Source organism: Polaromonas hydrogenivorans (assembly GCF_040105105.1).
GTDB lineage: Bacteria > Pseudomonadota > Gammaproteobacteria > Burkholderiales > Burkholderiaceae_C > Polaromonas > Polaromonas hydrogenivorans.
In genome coordinates, this window is sequence record NZ_CP157675.1 from 4179594 (window position 1) to 4201410 (window position 21817).

A 21817-nucleotide genomic window follows, 5' to 3' on the forward strand; every position below is an offset into this window, starting at 1 on the left:
AAATGAAAATGAATGAAAGGGTGAAAAAAGAGAAATCAGTTGGCGGGCACTGCGCCTGGGGTTGCGATACGGGCCGGCACGCCTTCCCGGTCATCAAGCCGGCCGCTCCAGTAAGTCAGTGCCAGCGCGCCCAGCACCACCAAGGCGCCAATCCACGGCGTCTGCATCACGCCCAGGTGCGTCACGACCAGCCCGCCGGCCCAGGCCGCGAAGGCGATGCCGAGGTTGAAGGCGGCGATGTTCAGGCCCGAGGCGACATCGACCGCCTGCGGCGTGTGGCGCTCGGCCTGGCGCACCACGTAAACCTGCAGGCCGGGCACGTTGCCGAAAGCCACGGCGCCCCACAGCAGCACGGTGGCGACCGCTAGATAAGGATGCGGCGCGGTGAAGTTGAAGACCAGCAGCACGGCAGCCAGCAGCGCAAAGATGATCTTCAGCGCGGCAATCGGCCCCTTGCGGTCGGCCAGCCGGCCGCCCCAGATATTGCCGGCGGCAACCGAGACGCCGTACACCAGCATCACCCAGCCGATGGCGCTGGCGCCAAAGCCCGACTGCTGCAGGATGGGCGCCAGGAAGGTGAAGGGAATGAAGGAGCCGCCGTAGCCGACGGCCGTGGTCGCATACACCAGCAGCAGGCGCGGCTGGGCCAGCACCTTGAACTGCTGCGCCAGCGATGCCGGCGGCGTGTGTTTGATGCTGCGCGGAATGAACAGCAGGCTGGTGGCGAAGGCGATGGCGCCCAGCGCCGACACAGCCAGGAAGGTTTCGCGCCAGCCGAAATGCTGGCCGATGAAGGTGCCCAGCGGAACGCCGGTGACCAGCGCCACGGTGAGGCCGGTGAACATGATGGCAATCGCGCTGGCGGCCTTTTCCTTGGGCACCAGGCCGGTCGCGATGGTCGAGCCAATCGAGAAGAACACGCCCTGCGCCAGGCCCGTCAAAATGCGCGCGGCCACCAGCGAGTTGTAGCCCGGCGCCTGCCAGGCCAGCAGGTTGCCCAGCGTGAACAGCGCCATCAGCGCCAGCAGCAGCGTCTTGCGCGGCAGCTTGCCGGTCAGCGCGGTCAGCACCGGCGCGCCGATGGCCACGCCCAGCGCGTAAAGGCTGACCAATAATCCGGCCGACGGCAGGCTGACCTGCAGGTCGGCGGCCACGGTGGGCAGCAGGCCGACGATGACGAACTCGGTCGTTCCGATGGCAAAGGCGCTGATGGTCAGCGCCAGAAGGGCAATGGGCATGAAGGGGCTCCGGCGTCAAGAACAGGTGAAAAACGGGGTGAAGCCCGGAGTTTGCGCGCTTGACCTTTGCAGAAAAAGCCCGTCCTGGTCAGAATACAGTTGACTCGCAAGCAACAATCAGAGGAGCGGGCAGACACCATGCAGACCACCATCGAAGAACTCCTGGCCTTTCGCACCGTGGTGGACAGTGGCACCATCACCGCCGCCGCCGACCAGCTGGGGCAAACCGTCTCGGGCATCAGCCGGGCGCTGGGCCGGCTGGAGAAAAAGCTCGGCACCACGCTGCTGCGCCGCACGACGCGGCGGCTGGAGCTGACCGAGGAAGGCCAAACATTCCTGCTGCGCACCCGCGCCATCCTCGACGCGCTGGACGCGGCCGAGGAAGAACTGGCGGCGCGCCGGCAGGCGCCTGCCGGCCTGCTGCGCGTGAATGCCGCCGCGCCCTTCATGCTGCACGCCATCGTGCCGCTGGTGCCCGAGTTCAGCCGGCTGTTTCCCAGGATCAGCCTGGAGCTGAACACCGACGACCTCAACGTGGACCTGCTGGCGCAACGCACCGACATCGCCATCCGCATTGGCGAGCTGCGCGACTCCACGCTGCATGCCCGGCCGCTGGGCGCCAGCCGGCTGCGCGTGCTGGCCAGCCCGGCCTACCTGGCGGCGCACGGCCGGCCCAAGCGCGTGGCCGATCTGGCAAGCCACGCGCGCATCGGCAACAGCCAGCTGGCGTCCCTCAACCAGTGGCCGCTGCGCGGGCCGCACGGCGACAGCTATGCCGCCGCGCCGACCCTCAGCGCCTCCAGCGGCGAAACCATGCGCCACCTGGCGCTGGCCGGCATGGGCGTGGTCTGCCTGGCCGACTTCATGACCGAAACCGACCGCCAGCGCGGCGACCTGGTGCAGTTGCTGGCGCAGGACACGGTCGAGAGCCGGCAGCCGGTCAACGCCGTGTACTACCGCAACACCGCGCTGTCGTCGCGCATCACGGCGTTTCTGGATTTCATCGCGGCGCGGATGCCGTCTTGAGCCAGGCGCTGATTGCCACCGGCCATGACGCCGACTAAAGTAGGGCGATGCACACGACACATTTCCCCTTGCGGCTGCTTCAGCTGACGCTACTGGCTTGCGCCCTGGCCTTGAGCGCCGGCGCAGGCGCACAACCTGCGCAATCGGCGCAACCCGCGCCACCCGCCATCCAGCCCGACAGCGGCCCCTGGCGCAGCGGCAACGGGTTTGCCTTCGCCCTGGGCAAGAAAGACCTGAAACACACCCGCCAGTCCGTCAGCGGCATGGCCTGCAACCTTGACGCGCAGCACCAGCGCATCTGCCTGATGGCGTTTGACGAAGGCGCGCAGGCGCGCTACGCCTACGTGGCCGACCAAACCTTGATCCCCGACGCCCAGCCCGTGGCGCTGCGCGCGGGCAGCGGCGAAATCGACGCCGAAGGCGCGGCCACCGACGGGCGTTATTTCTACGTCACCGGCTCGCATTCGGCCAAGCGCGGCGACTGCGCCAGCAACCCCGACAGCCGCCATGTGCTGCGCCTGCGGCTGGACCCGGCCACCGGCCGCGCCGTGCGCCCTGCCGGCAGCACCCAGGGCGCGCCGGCCGACTACGCCGACAGCGGCCGGCTCTGGTCCATCATGCAGGCGCAGCCCGCGCTCGCACCGTATGTGGGCGAGCGCAAATGCCTGGGCTCCGAGCCGCCTGACGAAGCGCCCCGGCTGGCCGGCCAGCAGGGCGTGAACATCGAAGGGCTGGCGGTGCAGGGCGGGCGGCTGTACTTCGGCTTTCGCGGCCCGGTGCTCCAGGACACGGCGCTGGTGCTGGCCGTCGATGCCGACGCGCTGTTCGACGCGCAGGCCGCGCGCGACCCCAAAGCCACGGTGACGCGCCTGGCGCTGGGCCGCCACCGGGGCATTCGCGACATGGTCGCTGTCAAGACCGGCTTCTTGCTGCTGGCCGGCCCCGACGACAGCCGCGCCAACCAGGACGCGGGCTGGGCGGTGGCGTGGTGGGACGGCAAAACCGCCGCCGCAGGCAGCGTGGTGCAGCCCAGGGTTCTGGCGGCGCTGGACCTGAGCGGCGTCAATTTGCGCAAGTGCGACAAGGAACTCAAACCCGAGGCCATGACGGTGCTGGAAGAAACGCCTGCGGCCTACAAGCTGCTGGTGCTGTCAGACGGCCTGTGCGACGGCGGGCCGCTGGCCTTCACGGTGGCGCGCTGAAGGAATCCGCATTCATCTGGCTAAATTGCTCCTGAAACAATAGCTGTCAATGCACACTGACATTGCGCAAATAGCCTTTTTCAATGATTTTTTGCAACTACTCGGCTTGCGTTAGTCCGTCATTCCCGCGCAGGCGGGAATCCAGACTCATCTGAGCGTTCAACCCTGGTTGCTGGCTCCCCGCCTTCGCGGGGATGACGCTCTTCAGGCCAGCAACGCGGCGCTGACCGCCGCTTCATCCAGCACGGCAAACGCCATGTTGTGCCGCCCGGTCAGCGGACCGCCGCCCGGAATCAGGTGGCCGTCCGCGTCATGGCCCAGCGCCTTGAACTTCCACACAGAACCAATCAGCTTGAGGTTGCCAACGCATTCGCCTTGGCTGGTCAGAACACGAACCACCTGGTCGTTCACGCGATGCAGGGTCAGTGGGGTCATGGTGCTTGCTCCGGTCGGTTCGTCTTTTAAAGGCCGGGGACGAGTTTAGCGAGCAGCGCCAGCCGGAATCCTGAATCCTGAATCGGGAATCAGGGGCAGCGCAGAGCCAGTTAATCTCCAACCTCGGTGAACCCTTATCCCAAAGGTGAATATGCTTGATTTACTCGTCAAAAACGCCAGCCTGCCCGATGGCCGGACCGGCATCTCAGTGGCCGTGCAGGACGGCCTCATCACCGAGGTCGCGCCCGGCCTGGACGCCCCGGCCTATGAGGCCATCGACGCCCGGGGCTTCCTGCTGAGCCCGCCGTTCGTCGATGCCCATTTCCACATGGACGCGACCTTGAGCTACGGCCTGCCGCGCGTCAACGAAAGCGGCACGCTGCTCGAAGGCATCGCCGTGTGGGGCGAACTCAAACCCCTGCTGACGGCCGACGCCATCATCGAGCGCGCCCTCGCCTACTGCGACTGGGCCGTCGCCAAGGGCCTGCTGGCGATCCGCAGCCATGTCGATACCAGCGACCCGAGCCTGCTGCCGGTCGAGGCGCTGCTCGAAGTCAAGCGCCGCGTCGCGCCCTACATCGACCTGCAGCTGGTCGCCTTTCCGCAGGACGGCGTGCTGCGCTCCAAAGGCGGCATGGACAACCTGAAACGCGCGCTCGACCTGGGCGTGGACGTGGTCGGCGGCATCCCGCACTTCGAGCGCACCATGAACGACGGCGCGGCCAGCGTCAGGCTGCTGTGCGAACTGGCGGCCGAGCGCGGCAAGCTGGTGGACATGCATTGCGACGAGAGCGACGACCCGCTGTCGCGCCACATCGAGACGCTGGCCTTCGAGGCGCAGCGCCTGGGCCTGCAAGGCCGCGTCAACGGCTCGCACTGCACGTCGATGCATTCGATGGACAACTATTACGTCAGCAAGCTGCTGCCGCTGATCGCCGAAAGCGGCGTCAGCGTGATCGCCAACCCGCTGATCAACATCACGCTGCAGGGCCGCCACGACAGCTACCCCAAGCGGCGCGGCATGACGCGCGTTCCCGAGCTGATGGCCGCCGGCGTGAATGTCGCCTTCGGCCACGACTGCGTGATGGACCCCTGGTACGGCATGGGCAGCGGCGACATGCTGGAAGTGGCGCACATGGGTTTGCATGTGGCGCAGATGACCAGCCAGCAAGGCATCCGCGCCTGCTTCGACGCGGTGACGGTGAATGCGGCGAAGGTGATGCACCTGCCGCATTACGGGCTGGACGCGGGCTGCGACGCGAGCTTCGTGCTGCTGCAGGCGCGCGATACGGTGGAGGCGATTCGTTTAAGGGCGAATCGGCTGAAGGTTTGGCGGAAGGGGGTTCTGGTGGCGGAGACGCCGGAGGTTGTGGCTCGGTTGCAGGTGGCAGGGCGGCCGGAAAAAATTAGCTTCTCGCATCCATGAAATCATCTGACAAGTTCCTTTTTTCCAGTGAGGTGCAACGCCGCACTGGCCATAACCAGACAGCTAGACTCCACCAAAATCACTACTCTCATATTCATGAATAAACAGATACCGTCACCCTTGATAGCCATCGTGTCAGACCTTGTCTCCTCACACGAAACACATGCAAGCCTTGACAGTTTGTTTATGTATGCAGAGGCTTCCGGCGAGCCACCTGAAGGCAGCAAGCACGTCAAGGCGCAAGAGTGGCTACGTCATACAAATAAAGTCCATCCCGAACCTTTGGCGGTCCTTGGGAAGATCATTTGCGGCTACATAGAAGACCCTGTAATGGCAGCTGACTTCAAGGTGTCCGAGTGGATCGCAGAGCATGAATCCGTCATCAAGAAGCGCGAGAACGTGCGCAAGATTGAAGTTGTTCTAGCCAGGAACGGTCTTCAATATCGGATTGGAGGCATGCTTACGACTGGAGGCATGGCGCCAAGCAAAACCCTTGGGGAGCTTATCAAAGGCAGAGAGATGCCAGCTATCCACCGCGAGTTTGATCGAGCCATGGAAACGGTGACTGGTAAACCGCGCGAAGCTGTATCCGCCGCGTCAAACATTCTGGAGTCAATCTTCAAAATCTATATCGAGGACAACAAACTGCGCATGCCGGAAAAGCAAGACCTGCAACCTGTTTTCAAAGTGGTGCGGGCAGACTTAGGACTCGATCCTGGCAGCGTCGAGGATCAGGACTTGCAGCGAATCATCAGTGGCTTGTTCTCGATTGTTGACGGCATTGGTGCGCTGCGTACGCATGCCGGGAGCGCACACAGCGAAGGACGCAAAGGCTACAAATTGGAACCCCGCCACGCACGTTTGGCCGTAAATGCCGCTCACACGGTCGCTACATTTGTAATGGAAACCTGGGACAAGAAAGAGTCGGCGAAATCAGGGCATGTCGGCCAGAGTTAATTTTCGAATTACGCAACAAGCCTACCCAGAGTTGCCTTCCCAGCCGCATCCGGTCAGTGAACTGGGCCTGGCGGCCGGAGACACAGCCAGCAGGTACATTGAGCCAACTCAACCACGGGCACCCCATGAACCCCATCAACCTCCACCAAATCGCCGTCGAAGCCATGCGCGCCCGGGGCCTGCTGCCTGCCTTCGCGCCGCAGGCCCTGCAAGAAGCCGAGGACGCGCGCCAGACCAGCCCTGAGCGCAACAGCGCCATCCGCGACCTGCGCCACCTGACCTGGTTTTCCATCGACAACGACGACACGCGCGACCTGGACCAGCTGAGCGTGGCCGAACCGCTGCCCGCCGGCGCCGCGCGCCTGCTGGTGGCGGTGGCCGATGTGGACACCCTGGTGCGGCCCGGCGGCGCGGTCGATGGCCATGCGGGCGCCAACACCACCTCGGTGTACACGGCGGCCGGCGTGTTCCCGATGCTGCCCGAAGCGCTGTCCAACGACCTCACCTCGCTGCACGAGGGCCAGGAGCGGCTGGCGGTGGTGGTCGATATGCAGGTCGAGGCCGACGGCACGGTGTCCGCGTCAGGCGTCTATCGGGCATTGGTGCTCAACCGCGCCAAGCTCACCTACGACGGCGTCTCGGCATGGCTCGACGGCGTGGCGCCCCCGCCGCCGCAGATCGCCAGCGTGCCGGGGCTGGAGGACCAGCTTCGCCTGCACGACGCCCTGGCCGGCCAGCTGCGGCAATGGCGCCAGACGCGCGGCGCGCTGAATGTCAACACGGTGTCCGCACGCCCGGTGTTCGAGGACGGGCAGCTGGTGGACCTGCGCGCCGACAACAAAAACCGCGCCAAGGATCTGATCGCCGACCTGATGATCGCGGCCAACGGCGCGACGGCGCGGTATCTGGCGGACAAGGGCTTTCCGTCGCTGCGGCGACTGCTGCAGGCGCCGCGCCGCTGGGACCGCATCGCCCTGCTGGCGGCGAGCCACGGCGTGCAGTTGCCGGCAACGCCCGATGCACTGGCGCTGGACCGCTTCCTGAACGCGCGCCGCCTGGCCGACCCGGCCGGGTTTGCTGATTTGTCGCTGGCGGTGGTGAAGCTGCTGGGCTCGGGCGAATACGCGGCCGCGCCCGCTGCGGCGGACGGTGCGCCAGCGGTAACGGGTACGTTGGGATTGGGGCACTTCGGGCTGGCGGTGAACGACTACGCGCATTCGACCGCGCCCAACCGGCGCTTTCCCGACCTGGTGACCCAGCGCCTCCTGAAGGCCGCCATCGCGGGCGAGGCGCCGCCCTATTCGGCCGGGCAGCTCAGCGAAATCGCCCAGCACTGCACGCTGCAGGAGGACAACGCCAGCAAGGTCGAGCGCCAGGTGCTCAAAGCGGCGGGCGCCTGGCTGCTGCACGGGCGCATCGGCGAGGTCTTCGACGCCATCGTCACCGGCGCGGCGCCCAAAGGGACTTTTGTTCGCATCAGCAGCCCGCTGCTCGAAGGCCGGGTGGTGCGCGGTTTCGACGGGCTGGACGTGGGCGATACGGCGCGCGTCAGGCTGCTGGCGGTGGATGCGGAAAAAAGCTTCATCGACTTTGAACGCGCCTGAGTTCCAGGCACTGTTCGACAGTGCGGAATGTAACGTCCGGTGAAAAGCCCTTGCAGTCGCCCCGGCCAGCGCCATCTGGTCCGGGCAAGGCCCGCTGGGGGCCGACTCTGAAGGAATCCGCCATGCTCAAACGCCTGACCCTGCTGTGGACCGTGCTGCGCGGCGATGCGCGGCAACTGTGGTTCGCGCTGCGCCACCCCAACGCGCCGGGCTGGCTGAAGCTAGGCACCGCGCTGATCGCGCTGTACCTGTTCTCGCCGATTGACCTGATTCCCGACGTGCTGCCGGTGATCGGCGTGGTCGATGACCTGGTGCTGGTGCCGCTGGCGATTCGCTGGCTGCTCAAGCGCCTGCCGCCGGAGATTGCCCAGGCAGCGGCAAGCCGCCGCGCCGGTTGAGGCGAAGCGCTTCACCGCTGGATCCAGGGCTTCCCTGCGTCATACCCGCGAAGGCGGGTATCCAGACTGGTTTGAGCGTTCAACCCGTGTTGCTGGATTCCCGCCTTCGCGGGAATGACGGACGGGAAGTTATTGCTGACCGCAGCCCTACGTGCCCTTGGCCTCCAGCAACTTCACCAGCGCCCACAGCACCCGGTTCGCCGGCGTCGCGATTCCCAGCGCCGCGCCGCGCCGCACGATCAGGCCATTGAGGTAGTCAATCTCGCTGCGCTTGCCGCGCGCTAGGTCTTGCGCGGTCGATGACAACTGGCCGGGCATGGTCTCGGCGATCTTGCGGATGGCCGCGTCCACATCGCCCGCCACCTGCACGCCTTCGGCGCTGGCCACGGCCTGGCATTCGGCCACCACGTCGCGCATCACGTCCGTAATGCCCGCGCCGGCCACCGCTTTGCCGTAGGGCAGCTGGGTGATGGCCGAGACGGCGTTGTAGGCGCAGTTGAGGATCAGCTTCGCCCACAGCGCGCCGCGCACGTTGCCGGAGATTTCGGTGGGCACGCCGGCGGCGATCAGGGCTTGCGCCACGGCGTCGCTGGACAAAGACGTGGAATGGGCTGGCTCGATCACCAGCTCGCCCCGGCCGTGGTGCCTGACATGGCCGGGGCCGGCCATTTCGGTGGCGACGTACACCACGGCGGCGGCCACCGTGTGCCGTGGCAGCACGCTGCGCAGCCGGTCGGCGTTGTCCACGCCGTTTTGCAGGCTCAACACCAGCGCGCCCGGCGCCAAGTGCGGCCGCAGCAGGGCGCCGGCCGATTCGGTGTCGAGCGACTTGACGCAGAACAGCACCAGCTGCGCGCCTTGCACCACGCCGGGTTCGGTGCTGGCGGCCAGGGCTACGCGTTCGTCGAAGGCCGTGGTCTGCAGGCGCAGGCCGTCTCTGGCGATGGCCTCCACATGCTGGGGCCGCGCGATCAGCACGACCTCATGCCCGGCGCGGGCCAGCATGCCGCCGTAGTAGCAGCCGACGGCGCCCGCGCCCATCACGGCGACCTTGAGGCTATTGTTTGCGGGGCGTGCTTCGTCGAGCGGGATGCTGGCCATGGCTGGATTCTCGGGTGTGGAACAGAACGGCCGATTCTAGGCAGGGCTGAAGCGGCGCTTGCAGACCGGGGCCGGGCGCGCCGCAGCGCTGGCAGGCCATCGTGAAGCGGCTGGGTGGCGATTTATAGAGCCAAATTGGCCATTTGCGCACGTCAGCCGTGCGCAGAGTGCTATTAATAATGCAGCGTCATGTTTGATCTAATGAGGATCAGATTCCAATCAGCCACGAACAGCGCACAAAAGCATCGTCATTGCACAGCCACCAAGCCCAGCCTACGGAAATTTCCCCGCCGCCTTGAGCGCGGCAGCTACCAGATCAAGCGGAAGCAACAGCGTCAAAGGCGCATCAAGCAGGGGCAGCGCGCCACATGCGGCATACCAGCCAGCAATCTGCTCGTTTTTGGCATCAATCAGCATGACGGTGCCGCCCACCTCCTGCGCCACGCGCAGGCAGCGGCGCCCGGCCGCCAGCAGTAACTGACCGCCGAGCCCCTGGCCCTGCAGCGCATTGCCAACGGCAAGCCGGCCCAGACGGTAGGCGCCGATATCATGGCGGCCAAGACCCCGGCGGATGACTTCGGGGGTGCGCGCATACTCGACCGACGCCGGGCTGAGGCTGTAATAGCCATGGACTGTTTTGCCATCGGCATCATCGACCGCCAGGAAGGTTTTCGCCGCGCCGCGTTCATGGCTTTTGCGGGCATGGTTGCGTAGAAATTGATTGAGTTCGGACTGGCCGCAATCGAAACCCTGGCGGTCATGCTGTTTGGAAACGGGCTCCTCGTGCCACGCTGGCAGCGTCATGGCGCGTGCGGCAATGCACGCGCTGCGGCCATGAGACGGGCGTTCGGAGCGGGCGGATGCTCCAGCAGTTCCAGAACGCGCAGGCTGTCCCGCTCGGAAAGCACCACGCGCTCGGCCTGCTCAATCACCGCATCGGCAGCGCGCAGCACGTTGCGCAAAATGAAATCCGTCAGGTCGGTATGCGCCAGGGCTGCGGCGCGCATGAGTCTGGCTTTGTCAGACGGATCAATCCGCAAGGCGACACGACTGTTACTTTCCACGGCTGCTCTGGGCATGATCAACTCCTTTTTGTACGTTTTGAAAATGTACATTATTCGGTAAAAAGGGTCAATGCCATGCCCGGCCCTTTCTGGTGGGGCTTGCAGGGATGCCACAAATTTGGGCATCAGGCACGGTTTCAGGGCGTGCGTGCAGGGTATCAATAGCCTGCCCTGAAGCGATGGGCGGCTATATCCGCTGAACCGCTGGATTTCCCTATCTACCCAATGGCACATGACTTGCTAATATGGCTTCGAACTTGACCAAACGGTCAGTTTCAAAGCCAGATTCCCAATCACAGGAGTTTCCAGCGTGTCCATCCCCTTGCTTTCCGACATCCGCCCGGGCCGCCTGGGCGCCGGCGACTACGCCCTGCGCTTTGCCGACGCCAGCCCGCGCCTGACTGGCGCGCAGGCCGTGCTTGAAGCCGAGCGCTGCCTGTACTGCTTTGACGCGCCCTGCGTCACCGCCTGCCCGACCGGCATCGACGTGCCGTCGTTCATCCGGCGCATCGCCGACGGCAATGTTCGCGGCGCGGCGCGCACGATTCTCGAATCCAACCCGCTGGGCGGTATGTGCGCGCGCGTCTGCCCGACCGAGACGCTGTGCGAGGCGGCCTGCGTGCGCACGACGCAGGAAGGAAAACCCGTCACCATCGGCCGGCTGCAGCGCCACGCGGTCGATGCGGTGATGGAAAGCGACCGGCCGCAGCTCTTCACCCGCGCCCCGTCCACCGGGCGCAAGGTCGCCGTCGTGGGCGCCGGGCCGGCCGGGCTTGCCTGCGCGCACACGCTGGCGCTGCTCGGCCACGAGGTGGTGGTGTTCGATGCCAGACCCAAGGCCGGCGGACTCAACGAATACGGCCTGGCCGCCTACAAGACGCCGGACAACTTCGCCCAGCACGAAGTGCAGTGGCTGCTGGCCGTCGGCGGCATCGAGGTGCGCACCGGCTGGAAGCTCGAATCGGTCGCCCAGCTCGACGAACTGCGCCAGGAATACGGCGCCGTGTTCCTCGGCATGGGCCTGTCCACCACCCAAAAACTCGGCGTTCCGGGCGAAGACCTGGCCGGGGTCGAGGACGCGGTGGACTTCATCGCCCGGCTGCGCCAGAGCGAGGACAAGTCGCTCCTGCCCATCGGCCGGCGCGTGGTGGTGATCGGCGGCGGCATGACGGCGGTCGATGCGGCCGTGCAAAGCCGGCTGCTGGGCGCCGAGAGCGTGCACATCGTCTATCGGCGCGGGCCGGAAACGATGTCGGCCTCGGTTGATGAGCAGCACTGGGCGCAAACCAACGGCGTGACGATCCGCCACTGGCTCGCGCCCATCGAGGTGATTGGCGCGGACGGCCAGGCCAGCGGCGTGATGTTTGCGCGCCAGGCACTCGTCAACGGCCAGCTGCAGCCCACCGGCGACACCGAATTCATCGCCGCCGACATGGTGTTCAAGGCCATCGGCCAGACGCTGGGCAACCCGGTGCTGGCGGAGGCCGGCTTTGCGATGGAAGGCGGGCGCATCGCCACCGCCGCAGACGGCGCCACCAGCCTGCCCGGCGTCTGGGCGGGCGGCGACTGCCGCGCCGGCGGGCTGGACCTGACGGTGCAAGCCGTCGCGCATGGCAAAGCCGCCGCCCAGGCCATTCACGCCCACATGCTCAACACCGTCATTCCCGCGCAGGCGGGAATCCAGTCGTGATGCAAAAGCCGGGCCTCATGACAGGCGCCGTACTGGATTCCCGCCTGCGCGGGAATGACGAATGCAATGCAAGCCACTGCCGCCCCCGCAACCAGTCCTGAACCCATACGCCCCGGAGTCTCCCCATGGCCAACCTGCAAACGAATTTCATCGGCATCCAGAGCCCCAACCCGTTCTGGCTCGCGTCCGCACCGCCCACCGACAAGGCCTACAACGTCAACCGCGCCTTCGAGGCCGGCTGGGGCGGCGTGGTCTGGAAGACGCTGGCCGAGGCCGGGCCGCCGCTGGTCAACGTCAACGGCCCGCGCTACGGCGCGCTGCTCTCGCCCGACCGGCGGCTTTTAGGCTTCAACAACATCGAACTGATCACCGACCGCGACCTGGAGGTCAACCTGAGCGAAATCATCCAGGTCAAGCGCGACTGGCCCGACCGCGCGCTGGTCGTCTCGCTGATGGTGCCGTGCAACGAGGCGGCGTGGAAATCCATCCTGGCGCGCGTCGAGGACACGGGCGCCGACGGCCTGGAGCTGAACTTCGGCTGCCCGCACGGCATGAGCGAGCGCGGCATGGGCTCGGCCGTCGGGCAGGTGCCCGAGTACATCGAAATGGTGACCCAGTGGTGCAAGCACTACAGCCGGTTGCCGGTGATCGTCAAGCTCACGCCCAACATCACCGACATCCGCATCCCGGCGCGCGCGGCCAGGCGCGGCGGGGCGGACGCGGTGTCGCTGATCAACACCATCAACTCCATCATGGGCGTCGATCCGTATTCGCTGACCATGCTGCCCTCGACCGGCGGGCTGGGCTCGCACGGCGGCTACTGCGGCCCGGCGGTCAAGCCGATTGCGCTGAACATGGTGGCCGAAATCGCCCGCGACCCGCAGACCGCCGGCCTGCCGATCTCGGGCATAGGCGGCGTGGGCAACTGGCGCGATGCGCTGGACTACATCGCGCTGGGCGCGGGAACGGTGCAGGTCTGCACGGCGGCGATGGTTTACGGCTTCAAGATCGTTCAGGAGATGAAGAGCGGCCTGTCCGACTACATGGACGAGATGGGGTTCACGTCGATTGACGACTTCCGGGGCCGGGCGCTGCCCACGGTGACCAACTGGAGCGCGCTCAACCTCAACCATGTCTCCAAGGCGGTGATCGACCAGGACAGCTGCATTGCATGCGGCCGCTGCCACATCGCCTGCGAGGACACCTCGCACCAGGCCATCACGGCCATAAAGGACGGCAAGCGCCACTTCGAGGTGAAGGAAGACGAGTGCGTGGGCTGCAACCTGTGCACGCTGGTCTGCCCGGTGCCCGAATGCATCACGCTGCGCAGCCTGGCGCCCGGCGAAAAAGACTTGCGCACCGGGCGCATCGTGAGCGATAAACACGAGGACTGGAGCACGCACGCGAACAACCCGATGCGGGTTTCGGTTTAAGCATTAAATATGCCTTTTGCGCTTATCTACTATGCACAGGCAGCTATCTAATCAGGAGCAACTGATGACTTCCATCTTGATCCGTGGCGGCACCGTGGTGAACGCCGACCGCGCCTTTCGCGCCGATGTGCTGACGCATGACGGCCGCATCGCCGCCGTCGGTGAAGCGCTGGAGGCGCCCGCCGGCGCCCTGGTCGTCGATGCCGGCGGCCAGTACGTGATGCCCGGCGGCATCGACCCGCACACCCACATGCAGTTGCCCTTCATGGGCACGGTGACGATGGACGACTTCTTCAGCGGCACGGCGGCCGGCCTGGCGGGCGGCACCACCAGCATCATCGACTTCGTGATCCCCAGCCCGCAACAATCGCTGATGGACGCCTACCAGACCTGGCGCGGCTGGGCTGAAAAATCCGCGTCCGACTACGGCTTTCACGTCGCCGTCACCTGGTGGGACGAGTCGGTTCGGCGCGACATGGGCACGCTGGTGCAGCACGAAGGCGTGAACAGCTTCAAGCATTTCATGGCCTACAAGAACGCCATCATGTGCGACGACGAAACGCTGATACACAGCTTCAGGCGCTGCCTGGAACTCGGCGCCATGCCGACGGTGCATGCCGAAAACGGCGAGCTGGTGTTCATGCTGCAAAAGGAAGTCGCCGCGATGGGCATCACCGGCCCCGAAGGCCATCCGTTGTCGCGCCCGCCCATGGTCGAGGGCGAGGCGGCGAACCGGGCGATTGCGATTGCCGACGTGCTCAATGTGCCGATCTACGTCGTGCATGTGTCGTGCGTGGAGGCGCTGGAAGCCATTTCACGCGCTAGAGCCCGCGGCCAGCGCGTCTATGGCGAGGTGCTGGCCGGGCATCTGGTGGTCGATGACAGCGTCTACCGCCACCCCGACTTCGCCACCGCCGCCGCGCATGTGATGAGCCCGCCTTTCCGCCCCAAGGCGAACCAGGAATTTTTATGGCGCGGCCTGCAGGCGGGCAACCTGCACACCACGGCGACCGACCACTGCACCTTCTGCGCCGCGCAAAAAGCCGCCGGCAAGGACGATTTCGCCAAAATCCCGAACGGCTGCGGCGGCGTCGAGGAACGCCTGGCCGTGATCTGGGATGCCGGCGTGAACACCGGCCGCCTGACGCCGAGCGAATTCGTCGCCGTCACCTCGGCCAACACCGCCAAACTGTTCAACCTCTACCCGCAAAAAGGCAGCGTGTCGGCCGGGGCCGACGCCGATCTGGTGGTCTGGGATCCCGAAGGCACCAAAACCCTGTCGGCCAAAACCCAGCACAGCAAGGGCGACTTCAACATCTTCGAAGGCCGCACGGTGCGCGGCATCCCCAGCCATACGCTGAGCCAGGGCGAACTGGTGTTCGTGCAGGGCGACCTGCGGGCCGTTCAGGGCAAGGGCCGCTATATCAAACGGCCGGCTTTTGGAGCAAACTTCGCGGCGGCCAGGCTGCGCGCTGAAACGCTGGCGCCCAGCCCCGTCGTGCGCGACCAAGAATCTGGCAAATAACAAATTCCCCGTCCGTCATTCCCGCGAAGGCGGGAATCCAGCAATACGGGCTGAAGCGCTCAAACGAGTCTGGATACCCGCCTTCGCGGGTATGACGCAGGGAAGTTATTACTGACCGCATCTAAGCCCCCAAGAATCCTTCAGGAGAACCTCATGGACACAGCAACCCCCACCGGCATCGACAGCCTGCGCATCAACGGCGAGCGCCTGTGGGCCTCGCTAATGGAGCTGGCCCAGATCGGCGCCACGCCCAAGGGCGGCGTCTGCCGGCTCACCCTGACCGACCTCGACAGGCAGGGCCGCGACCTGGTCACCGGCTGGGCAAGGGACGCCGGCATGACGGTCACCATCGACCAGATCGGCAACGGCTTCATGCGCCGCGCCGGGCGCAACAACGCCCTGCCGCCCATCATGACCGGCAGCCACATCGACACCCAGCCGACCGGCGGCAAGTTCGACGGCAACTACGGCGTGCTGGCCGGCATCGAGGTGGTGCGCACGCTCAACGACCACGGCATCACGACCGAAGCGCCGATAGAAGTCGCCTTCTGGACCAACGAGGAGGGTTCGCGCTTCGTTCCGGTGATGATGGGCTCGGGCGTGTTCGCCAGGGCCTTCACGCTGGAGCACGCCTACGCCGCCACGGACACCGAAGGCAAGACCGTGAAGGACGAGCTGGCGCGCATCGGCTACATCGGCGAGCAGGAGCCCGGCGACCATCCGATTGGCGCCTACTTTGAAACCCACATCGAGCAAGGGCCGGTGCTCGAAGACAACGACGTCACCATCGGCGTGGTGCAGGGCGTGCTGGGCATCCGCTGGTTCGACTGCACCGTGACCGGCATGGAAGCGCACGCCGGCCCGACGCCGATGGCGCTGCGCAAGGACGCGCTGCAGGTCGCCACCCTGCTGATGCAGGACGTGGTCGGCGCCGCGCACCGGCATTCGCCGCACGGGCGCGGCACCGTGGGCATGGTGCAGGTGTTCCCGAACAGCCGCAACGTGATTCCGGGCCGGGTGAAGTTCAGCATTGACCTGCGCAACGCCACCGACGCGCTGGTCGATGAAATGGCCGACGAAGTCAAGGCCTACGCGGCGGAACTGAGCGAGGAAATGGGCCTGCCCATCCACATCGAGCTGGTGTCGAGCTACCCGGCGCAAGGTTTCAACCCCGGCTGCGTCGATGCCGTGGCCCGGGCCGCCCACAAGCTCGGTTATTCAAACATGCCGGTGGTTTCCGGCGCCGGCCACGACGCGGTGTACATGGCCCAGCTGGCGCCCGCCGGCATGATCTTCATCCCCTGCAAGGACGGCATCAGCCACAACGAGATCGAGGACGCCAAGCCCGAGCACATCACGGCCGGGTGCAACGTGCTGCTGCATGCGATGCTGGAGCGGACTGGGGTTTGAGGGAAGCCTTCACACCATCAGTTTGATGCTTTTTAGGCCTCTAGCACATGCTGAACGGGCACAAACAGCTATTTATTTGATAGCGTATCGGGTGATCTGGATAGGCCTGATTGGGCCTGTTTCTACGCAAAGGAGCGTTTTCGGCTGGCCGGGAAGTGGCTCTTTCAGGGTTTGGAAGGCTGATTGCGGTGACGTTGTTGCCGGTTGTCCGATCGTGGTAGAGCCATTGTGGATGCTGATGGCAGTTTGAACGGCTGCAAAAGAACCGTGGCTGTCGTTGGATTTACTGATCTGCATGTCAGATAGCCGACATAGAGTCCTGCCCTTTTCAGGCATGACTCACCCGACGGGGCGTTACGTCAAGTGGTCGCATTTTGATGCGTTCGGCCCATGGCAATTCGCTTACAATTATTTTGTAACTGTGTGTTTGCTTTTGCACAACATTATGTGCAATTTTTATATGCACTTCAGTTATCGTTTTTTCGTAATAAAAGAGTTTGAATTTTTTATTTATTTCTTAGGGATGGATGATGAGAAAAATTGCATTTGTTATTTTGTTGTCAGCTTTATTCACAGGGTGTGCATCCGTGAAAATGGAAAGTAAAGAGGCCTCGGAGAAGGCGAAGCAGTTTACACAACCGGAGTCTGGCAATTCTGGCATTTATACTTATCGTGATAGTTTTGTTGGTAAAGCGCTTAAAAAGGATATTTGGGTAGATGGAAAATGTGTTGGCGAATCTGCGCCTGACGTTTTCTTCTATACCGAAGTTATGGGTGGTAAGGAGCATAAGATTTCAACGGAGTCAGAGTTTTCTCCAAATGATCTTTCTCTGTTGGTTGAGGCAGGGAAAAATTACTTTATTCGACAATATATCAAGCTTGGCGTGTTCGTTGGTGGAGCCGGACTTGAATTGATTCCCGAAGAGCAAGGTAAAGTAGCGGTTGCAAAGCTTGAACTTGCAACACCTGGTACGTGCAGCAAGCAAGTAATGAGTAAGTCTTATTGATAAACGAGTGGCCAACACAGTTGGCCTTTTTTTCATGGGTTGTAGTGTTTTGCTGCGTTTTTTGATGGCACAGCAATACACCAGCGCACCGCCCTCTTTTGCGCAGTCGCTCCAGGCCTACACGGTCTTGCGCTTCGATGCCCATGCTGGCATCTACCGAGAAGCCGCTGTGCTGGTACGTGCTGCAACGACTCAAACGCAACCGCAACGCCAATCAATTTCCAGAGAAACCGCCCACTCGGAGAAAAAAACCGGCTTCCGAAGCGGTTTGATGCATAAAATACGGCTCCAGCGCACGCCCCACCTGCGCATCAAGCTACTTATTTGATAGCAAATCCAAACCCCACAACAGCAGCGCCACCCCACACCCAGCCGCCCGCGCATGGGCTTGTGGCGCAAGACCCGGCCACACGCGCCACCCGCAGCGGCCACCCCGCCGCATGGCACTCCTTTTGCGGCAGTGACTGCCCGCGCCATGCAGCCGTATGGTTTGTCGCTGTTGCTGGAAGGAATCCTCGATGACCGCTCCCGCCGCCTCGCCCCTGACCGAAGAACACCTTGCCCGGCTCGTGAAGGTGTTTTATGAACGCGCCCGCGCCCATCCCGGACTCGGGCCGCTTTTCAACACTGCCGTGGCCGATTGGGAACACCACCTGGGCATCGTGCAGGACTTCTGGTCGCACACCCTGCTCGGCACGCAACGCTACACAAGCCACCCGTACCCGGTGCATCTGGGCCTGCCCATCCGGCGCGAGCATTTCGGGCAGTGGCTGGACCTGTTCCGCCCCGCCGCGCTCGAAACGCTGCCCGGCGACGCCGCAGCGCGGGCCATTGCGCGGGCCGAACTCATGGCCGCCAGTTTTCGCGCCGGGCTGTTTCCTTTCGATCCGCTGCAAGCGCCCTGAGCCAGGCGCTCCAGGCGCGCCGGCTTCGCGTCACATCTCGAAACGCCAGAGTTCGGGCAACTGCCGCCGGTAGCGCCGCAGTTCCTGCCCCGCTGGCGGCAGCCAGGCTTCGATGACCGTCCAGACCAGTGCGCGGGCTTTGGCACCCTGCGGCGGCAGGTGTTCGCCCAGCTCCACCCAGCTTTCCCAGTCCACCCGGGGCATTTGCCCGCGCACGTCTTCGGGCAGGTTGCGGGCGGTGTCGGCCATGTGGCGCAGGTGTTTTCCACCTCGGGTCGGGCCAGGCGCGAGGCTTCGTACTGCGCCTGACTGGCATCGCCCACCAGCACCTGAATGGCCCAGCCGGCTTCAAAGAAGTTGGCCAGCAGCGAGGCGACGTAAAGATTGTTCGAAATGGCGTTCATGCGCGGGTTCCTGACAGCGTGGTTTTCACAGGCAAGCACGCATCAGGCCAGCAGGCCGCAGCCGCGCGGCAGCAGTTGCACGCCATGCCCGGTGGCGCGTGCATGGGCGGCGGGCGACAGGCTGGGCGCGCCCAGCATGGCGCTGGCCTTCGGCAACACACAGCCAGCGCTAAATATCAGTCGCAGAAGTGCTGCTCAAAAACGGCGGAAAGTCCCATACCGGCGCTTCGCCTTTATTTTGCGGAATCTCGCCCTTCGATAAACCCGCGCCCACGGCGGCCGCCGGGAAAAAAATCCGGACACCGAAGCCTCGGCCGTTCAGGCCGGTGCCGGTCTGAATGGTGGCACGGTGCAGCTGCACGATGCGCGACACCAGCGAAAGCCCGATGCCGCTGCCGCGTCCGCTGCTGCCCGCGGCGCGGTAGAAGCGGTCAAAAATCAGCGCGTGCTCGGCTTGCGCAACGCCGGGCCCGTCATCCGCGACCTCCAGGCAGACCTGCCCGGCCGCGTGGTGGATGCCGGGGGCGCAGCTGATGCGCACCTGCCCGCCGTCCTGGGTGTAGCGCAAGGCGTTGTCAATCAGGTTGCGCAGCAGGATGCCGATTTCGTCAATGTCGCAGTTGATGTGGCTGGTGGAGGTGCGCAGCACGATCTGCCGCTGGTGCTGCTGCGCATGGACATCGAACTCGCGGCTCACATGCACGATGAGTTCACCCATGTCGGCCACCGCTGGTTTGGAAACAATCACGCCGGCGTTCAGGCGCGCCATGTCGAGCAGCTGCTCGGACAGCCGCGCGCTGCGCTCGGCCACCGCCAGCAGCTTGACCAGGGCGGCATCTTTTTCAGCGAGGGTTTTGGCACGCAGGGCCACCTGGGCCTGCACCTGCAAGGCGGCCATGGGGGTGCGCAACTCGTGCGCCGCGTCGCCGATGAAACGCCTTTCCACCTCCACCGCCTGGTCCACCTGGGTGAGCAGGTGGTTGAACGATTCAATCAGGGGCTGGAGTTCCAGGGGCAAAATGCCCACCGGCAAGGGCGTGAGGTCAAACTTCTGTCGCGCGCCGACGGCTTTCTGAATGGCGAACACGGGGCGAAGCGAGCGGCGCACGGCGTACCACATCAGCGCGCCCACCAGCGCCAGCAGCACCGTGGCAATGCCCAGTGCGGCAAAGGCCTTGCGCCGCAGGTCGCGGTTCAGCGTGCTTTGCCGTTTGCCCACCTGCACCTGCACCTTGCCGGTGCTGTCGGACATGCCGTACACGCGCCAGTACCACCCCTCGACCAGGCTGGTACTGAAACCATCTGAAAAGTCCGGGCGCAGGGCGGTGGCCGGTGAATCCGGCGCCCGCACCGCCAAGGCCTGGTTGACCCAGACCTGGAAGGTCAGGTCTTCGTTGGCCATCATCTGCTCGTCGCGGGCCTGCAAGGTCGTCGCGTTTTTGCGCAGCAGCTTTTCCGGGTCGTTGCCGATTTCGCGGGGAATGGAATAAAAAATCCTGGCGCCCACCGCTTTGAGTTCGCGGTCCCAGATGCCGGTATTGCCTCGGGCGATGTACGCCACCAATACCGTCAGCACGACCACCCAGCACAAAATGATGCTGGCGGCCAGCACGGCCAGTATTCGTCCCTGGAGCGACTTCATCCGCGAACCTTGCCGAGCATGTAACCGCGTCCGTGCACGGTGGTGATGACGTGCTCGCCCAGCTTGCGGCGCAGCTGATGGACAAAAACGGCGATGGTGTTGCTTTCGATGGCGCTGCTGCCGCCATACACCATGTCTTCCAGGTGGTCGCGCGTGAAGATGTGGCCGGGGCGCTCCATCAGCGCCGCCAGCGTGCGGTATTCGTGGGCGCTCAGGGCCACGGGCGCGCCCGCGCGCGTGACGACCCGCTTGCTGCGGTCAAGCTGTATGTCGCCGTAGGTGTGCACCGGCACCATGCGGCCTTCGCTGCGGCGAACCACCGCGCGCGCCCTGGCCCACAGCTCATCGAGCTGGAAGGGCTTGACGAGGTAGTCGTCCGCGCCGGCATCGAGCCCCAGAATGCGTTCGCTGAGCTGCCCGCGCGCTGTCAATATGAGCACGGGGGTGATGTCATAGCGGCTGCGCATGGCCTTGAGCACCGTCAGGCCGGACTCGCCGGGCAAGCCGATGTCGAGCAGCACGGCTGCGTAAGCGTGGTCCAGCAGCACCAGCCGGGCGCCGGCGGCATCGGCGACGTGGTCGATCTGCCAGGCGTTCTGGAGCGCTCCCTGGCACACCGCATCGGCCAGCATGGCGTCGTCCTCTACCAGCAAAAGATGCACGAAAAACCTCGCATTCGTTTGAATCGCCTGAATTATGGATTCCGGGGATTAAGGAGTTTTTAAATTCCTTTGGATCAGGCCTTTTACAAAGCCGCTTTTCCGGCCGAAGCCTGATTCGTTAATGATTTCTTAATAACGCTAAAAATTTATTAAAGCGTTGCGGGCAAAGTCGCTTTCAGCCCCGCCGGCACACCTCACCAGGCACCCTGCCCTGAGCGTTCAGGCGGCTGAAAAGGATTTTTCCATGATGCACCGAAGCCTTCCCGCTTACCTTTTGCCTGAAGGCGCTGCGCCGCAGCCCTCGTGGCTGTCCGGCTGGCGCCTGCCGCTCGCCGTGCTGGCCATGATGGCGGCCGCCACGGTCCCGCTCGTCCAGTGAGCCTGAAGACCCTGCGGGAGGGCGTGCCAGGCAAGTCACCGCAAGCCGGCGCCTCGAATGCCGCCCTGACCGTGACAAGCGACAGCGCACGGCGCATCCAGTGGCCCGTGAACCTGCAAGCCATGGGCGCCATCGAAGTCTCGCAGGAAGCCGCCATCGGCAGTCCGTCCGCCGGGCTGCGGCTGGTTGAAATACGCGCCGAAACGGGCAACGCTCGATTGAGATGACCACCGTCGCCATGATCGCCGGCAGGCTGCCGATTGGTTTGTCCCGGCGCATTGCCGACTTTTTGCCTTTCCTTTGTCTTTG

Annotated in this window: 23 protein-coding genes; 15 read left to right on the forward strand and 8 right to left on the reverse strand. The window is 64.5% G+C overall.

The features are described from left to right. Positions 1 to 35: 35 nt before the first annotated feature. Entirely contained in the window at positions 36 to 1238 is a 1203-nt protein-coding gene (locus ABLV49_RS20005; protein WP_349279238.1) for an MFS transporter, read from the reverse strand. Between the two features lie 138 nt (positions 1239 to 1376). Here ABLV49_RS20005 and ABLV49_RS20010 point away from each other — a divergent pair, with 138 nt between their 5' ends. Together ABLV49_RS20010 and ABLV49_RS20015 are read left to right on the forward strand one after the other, a co-directional pair. After that, a complete protein-coding gene (locus tag ABLV49_RS20010; RefSeq protein ID WP_349279240.1) occupies positions 1377 to 2264 on the forward strand; it encodes a LysR substrate-binding domain-containing protein in 888 nt (295 codons plus the stop codon). Positions 2265 to 2311: 47 nt separating this feature from the next. Beyond that, the gene (locus ABLV49_RS20015) at positions 2312 to 3466 is read left to right on the forward strand and encodes a DUF3616 domain-containing protein (protein WP_349279241.1); all 1155 of its coding nucleotides are present in this window, start codon (positions 2312 to 2314) and stop codon (positions 3464 to 3466) included. A gap of 204 nt (positions 3467 to 3670) precedes the next feature. Here ABLV49_RS20015 and ABLV49_RS20020 read toward each other — a convergent pair whose 3' ends face one another. After that, positions 3671 to 3901, reverse strand: coding sequence for a hypothetical protein (locus ABLV49_RS20020; RefSeq protein ID WP_349279243.1), 231 nt, complete (start codon positions 3899 to 3901; stop codon positions 3671 to 3673). A gap of 151 nt (positions 3902 to 4052) precedes the next feature. Here ABLV49_RS20020 and ABLV49_RS20025 point away from each other — a divergent pair, with 151 nt between their 5' ends. The 4 genes from ABLV49_RS20025 to ABLV49_RS20040 all read left to right on the forward strand — a co-directional run bounded on the left by ABLV49_RS20025 (position 4053) and on the right by ABLV49_RS20040 (position 8286). Beyond that, positions 4053 to 5327, forward strand: coding sequence for an amidohydrolase family protein (locus ABLV49_RS20025; protein WP_349279245.1), 1275 nt, complete (start codon positions 4053 to 4055; stop codon positions 5325 to 5327). Positions 5328 to 5423: 96 nt separating this feature from the next. Further along, on the forward strand, positions 5424 to 6284 hold the full coding sequence (locus ABLV49_RS20030; protein WP_349279247.1) for an abortive infection family protein: 861 nt from the start codon (positions 5424 to 5426) through the stop codon (positions 6282 to 6284). 125 nt (positions 6285 to 6409) lie between these two features. Beyond that, positions 6410 to 7888 (forward strand): RNB domain-containing ribonuclease, encoded by a 1479-nt coding sequence (locus ABLV49_RS20035; RefSeq protein ID WP_349279249.1) that lies wholly within the window; start codon positions 6410 to 6412, stop codon positions 7886 to 7888. 122 nt (positions 7889 to 8010) lie between these two features. Beyond that, entirely contained in the window at positions 8011 to 8286 is a 276-nt protein-coding gene (locus ABLV49_RS20040) for a YkvA family protein (RefSeq protein WP_349279251.1), read from the forward strand. A 147-nt stretch (positions 8287 to 8433) separates the two neighbouring features. Here ABLV49_RS20040 and ABLV49_RS20045 read toward each other — a convergent pair whose 3' ends face one another. The 3 genes from ABLV49_RS20045 to ABLV49_RS20055 form a co-directional block, all read right to left on the reverse strand. Continuing rightward, on the reverse strand, positions 8434 to 9387 hold the full coding sequence (locus ABLV49_RS20045) for a ketopantoate reductase family protein (RefSeq protein WP_349279253.1): 954 nt from the start codon (positions 9385 to 9387) through the stop codon (positions 8434 to 8436). A 273-nt stretch (positions 9388 to 9660) separates the two neighbouring features. After that, positions 9661 to 10191: a GNAT family N-acetyltransferase gene (locus ABLV49_RS20050; protein WP_349279255.1), complete on the reverse strand. Its 531-nt coding sequence runs from the start codon at positions 10189 to 10191 to the stop codon at positions 9661 to 9663. Further along, complete coding sequence (locus ABLV49_RS20055; RefSeq protein WP_349279256.1) at positions 10188 to 10466, reverse strand: DUF1778 domain-containing protein; 279 nt, start codon at positions 10464 to 10466, stop codon at positions 10188 to 10190. The genes ABLV49_RS20050 and ABLV49_RS20055 overlap by 4 nt, the downstream gene beginning before the upstream one ends. 295 nt (positions 10467 to 10761) lie before the next feature. On the opposite strand from ABLV49_RS20055, the gene ABLV49_RS20060 reads away from it, so the two are divergent. From ABLV49_RS20060 to ABLV49_RS20090, 7 genes are all read left to right on the forward strand, one after another. After that, positions 10762 to 12141 carry an NAD(P)-dependent oxidoreductase gene (locus ABLV49_RS20060; protein WP_349279258.1) on the forward strand — a complete coding sequence of 460 codons (1380 nt, stop codon included), beginning with the start codon at positions 10762 to 10764 and terminating at the stop codon, positions 12139 to 12141. 125 nt (positions 12142 to 12266) lie between these two features. Next, positions 12267 to 13574, forward strand: coding sequence for an NAD-dependent dihydropyrimidine dehydrogenase subunit PreA (preA, locus tag ABLV49_RS20065; RefSeq protein WP_349279260.1), 1308 nt, complete (start codon positions 12267 to 12269; stop codon positions 13572 to 13574). Between the two features lie 64 nt (positions 13575 to 13638). Further along, positions 13639 to 15099 carry a dihydropyrimidinase gene (gene hydA, locus ABLV49_RS20070; RefSeq protein ID WP_349279261.1) on the forward strand — a complete coding sequence of 487 codons (1461 nt, stop codon included), beginning with the start codon at positions 13639 to 13641 and terminating at the stop codon, positions 15097 to 15099. A gap of 153 nt (positions 15100 to 15252) precedes the next feature. After that, a complete protein-coding gene (locus ABLV49_RS20075) occupies positions 15253 to 16509 on the forward strand; it encodes a Zn-dependent hydrolase (RefSeq protein ID WP_349279263.1) in 1257 nt (418 codons plus the stop codon). Between the two features lie 530 nt (positions 16510 to 17039). Continuing rightward, positions 17040 to 17516, forward strand: coding sequence for a DUF2846 domain-containing protein (locus tag ABLV49_RS20080; protein WP_349279265.1), 477 nt, complete (start codon positions 17040 to 17042; stop codon positions 17514 to 17516). 7 nt (positions 17517 to 17523) lie between these two features. Beyond that, positions 17524 to 17844 (forward strand): hypothetical protein, encoded by a 321-nt coding sequence (locus ABLV49_RS20085; protein WP_349281838.1) that lies wholly within the window; start codon positions 17524 to 17526, stop codon positions 17842 to 17844. A 190-nt stretch (positions 17845 to 18034) separates the two neighbouring features. Next, positions 18035 to 18421, forward strand: a complete 387-nt coding sequence (locus ABLV49_RS20090; RefSeq protein ID WP_349279266.1) for a group III truncated hemoglobin — start codon at positions 18035 to 18037, stop codon at positions 18419 to 18421. A gap of 30 nt (positions 18422 to 18451) precedes the next feature. Here ABLV49_RS20090 and ABLV49_RS20095 read toward each other — a convergent pair whose 3' ends face one another. The 3 genes from ABLV49_RS20095 to ABLV49_RS20105 all read right to left on the reverse strand — a co-directional run bounded on the left by ABLV49_RS20095 (position 18452) and on the right by ABLV49_RS20105 (position 21129). Next, positions 18452 to 18670 (reverse strand): hypothetical protein, encoded by a 219-nt coding sequence (locus ABLV49_RS20095; RefSeq protein ID WP_349279268.1) that lies wholly within the window; start codon positions 18668 to 18670, stop codon positions 18452 to 18454. A 324-nt stretch (positions 18671 to 18994) separates the two neighbouring features. Continuing rightward, positions 18995 to 20467: an ATP-binding protein gene (locus tag ABLV49_RS20100; RefSeq protein ID WP_349279270.1), complete on the reverse strand. Its 1473-nt coding sequence runs from the start codon at positions 20465 to 20467 to the stop codon at positions 18995 to 18997. Next, complete coding sequence (locus tag ABLV49_RS20105) at positions 20464 to 21129, reverse strand: response regulator transcription factor (protein WP_349279272.1); 666 nt, start codon at positions 21127 to 21129, stop codon at positions 20464 to 20466. The genes ABLV49_RS20100 and ABLV49_RS20105 overlap by 4 nt, the downstream gene beginning before the upstream one ends. Positions 21130 to 21373: 244 nt before the next feature. On the opposite strand from ABLV49_RS20105, the gene ABLV49_RS20110 reads away from it, so the two are divergent. Together ABLV49_RS20110 and ABLV49_RS20115 are read left to right on the forward strand one after the other, a co-directional pair. After that, on the forward strand, positions 21374 to 21508 hold the full coding sequence (locus ABLV49_RS20110; RefSeq protein ID WP_349279274.1) for a hypothetical protein: 135 nt from the start codon (positions 21374 to 21376) through the stop codon (positions 21506 to 21508). Further along, positions 21505 to 21735, forward strand: coding sequence for a hypothetical protein (locus ABLV49_RS20115; RefSeq protein WP_349279276.1), 231 nt, complete (start codon positions 21505 to 21507; stop codon positions 21733 to 21735). Before ABLV49_RS20110 ends, ABLV49_RS20115 begins: the two co-directional genes overlap by 4 nt. Positions 21736 to 21817 lie beyond the last annotated feature (82 nt).

Excerpts from the sequence above, each read along its gene's own strand:
- ABLV49_RS20005 (WP_349279238.1), bottom strand. The coding sequence starts at position 1,238 with ATGCCCATTGCCCTTCTGGCGCTGACCATCAGCGCCTTTGCCATCGGA.
- ABLV49_RS20010 (WP_349279240.1), top strand. The coding sequence starts at position 1,377 with ATGCAGACCACCATCGAAGAACTCCTGGCCTTTCGCACCGTGGTGGAC.
- ABLV49_RS20015 (WP_349279241.1), top strand. The coding sequence starts at position 2,312 with ATGCACACGACACATTTCCCCTTGCGGCTGCTTCAGCTGACGCTACTG.
- ABLV49_RS20020 (WP_349279243.1), bottom strand. The coding sequence starts at position 3,901 with ATGACCCCACTGACCCTGCATCGCGTGAACGACCAGGTGGTTCGTGTT.
- ABLV49_RS20025 (WP_349279245.1), top strand. The coding sequence starts at position 4,053 with ATGCTTGATTTACTCGTCAAAAACGCCAGCCTGCCCGATGGCCGGACC.
- ABLV49_RS20030 (WP_349279247.1), top strand. The coding sequence starts at position 5,424 with ATGAATAAACAGATACCGTCACCCTTGATAGCCATCGTGTCAGACCTT.
- ABLV49_RS20035 (WP_349279249.1), top strand. The coding sequence starts at position 6,410 with ATGAACCCCATCAACCTCCACCAAATCGCCGTCGAAGCCATGCGCGCC.
- ABLV49_RS20040 (WP_349279251.1), top strand. The coding sequence starts at position 8,011 with ATGCTCAAACGCCTGACCCTGCTGTGGACCGTGCTGCGCGGCGATGCG.
- ABLV49_RS20045 (WP_349279253.1), bottom strand. The coding sequence starts at position 9,387 with ATGGCCAGCATCCCGCTCGACGAAGCACGCCCCGCAAACAATAGCCTC.
- ABLV49_RS20050 (WP_349279255.1), bottom strand. The coding sequence starts at position 10,191 with ATGACGCTGCCAGCGTGGCACGAGGAGCCCGTTTCCAAACAGCATGAC.
- ABLV49_RS20055 (WP_349279256.1), bottom strand. The coding sequence starts at position 10,466 with ATGCCCAGAGCAGCCGTGGAAAGTAACAGTCGTGTCGCCTTGCGGATT.
- preA (WP_349279260.1), top strand. The coding sequence starts at position 12,267 with ATGGCCAACCTGCAAACGAATTTCATCGGCATCCAGAGCCCCAACCCG.
- hydA (WP_349279261.1), top strand. The coding sequence starts at position 13,639 with ATGACTTCCATCTTGATCCGTGGCGGCACCGTGGTGAACGCCGACCGC.
- ABLV49_RS20075 (WP_349279263.1), top strand. The coding sequence starts at position 15,253 with ATGGACACAGCAACCCCCACCGGCATCGACAGCCTGCGCATCAACGGC.
- ABLV49_RS20080 (WP_349279265.1), top strand. The coding sequence starts at position 17,040 with ATGAGAAAAATTGCATTTGTTATTTTGTTGTCAGCTTTATTCACAGGG.
- ABLV49_RS20090 (WP_349279266.1), top strand. The coding sequence starts at position 18,035 with ATGACCGCTCCCGCCGCCTCGCCCCTGACCGAAGAACACCTTGCCCGG.
- ABLV49_RS20095 (WP_349279268.1), bottom strand. The coding sequence starts at position 18,670 with ATGGCCGACACCGCCCGCAACCTGCCCGAAGACGTGCGCGGGCAAATG.
- ABLV49_RS20100 (WP_349279270.1), bottom strand. The coding sequence starts at position 20,467 with ATGAAGTCGCTCCAGGGACGAATACTGGCCGTGCTGGCCGCCAGCATC.
- ABLV49_RS20110 (WP_349279274.1), top strand. The coding sequence starts at position 21,374 with ATGATGCACCGAAGCCTTCCCGCTTACCTTTTGCCTGAAGGCGCTGCG.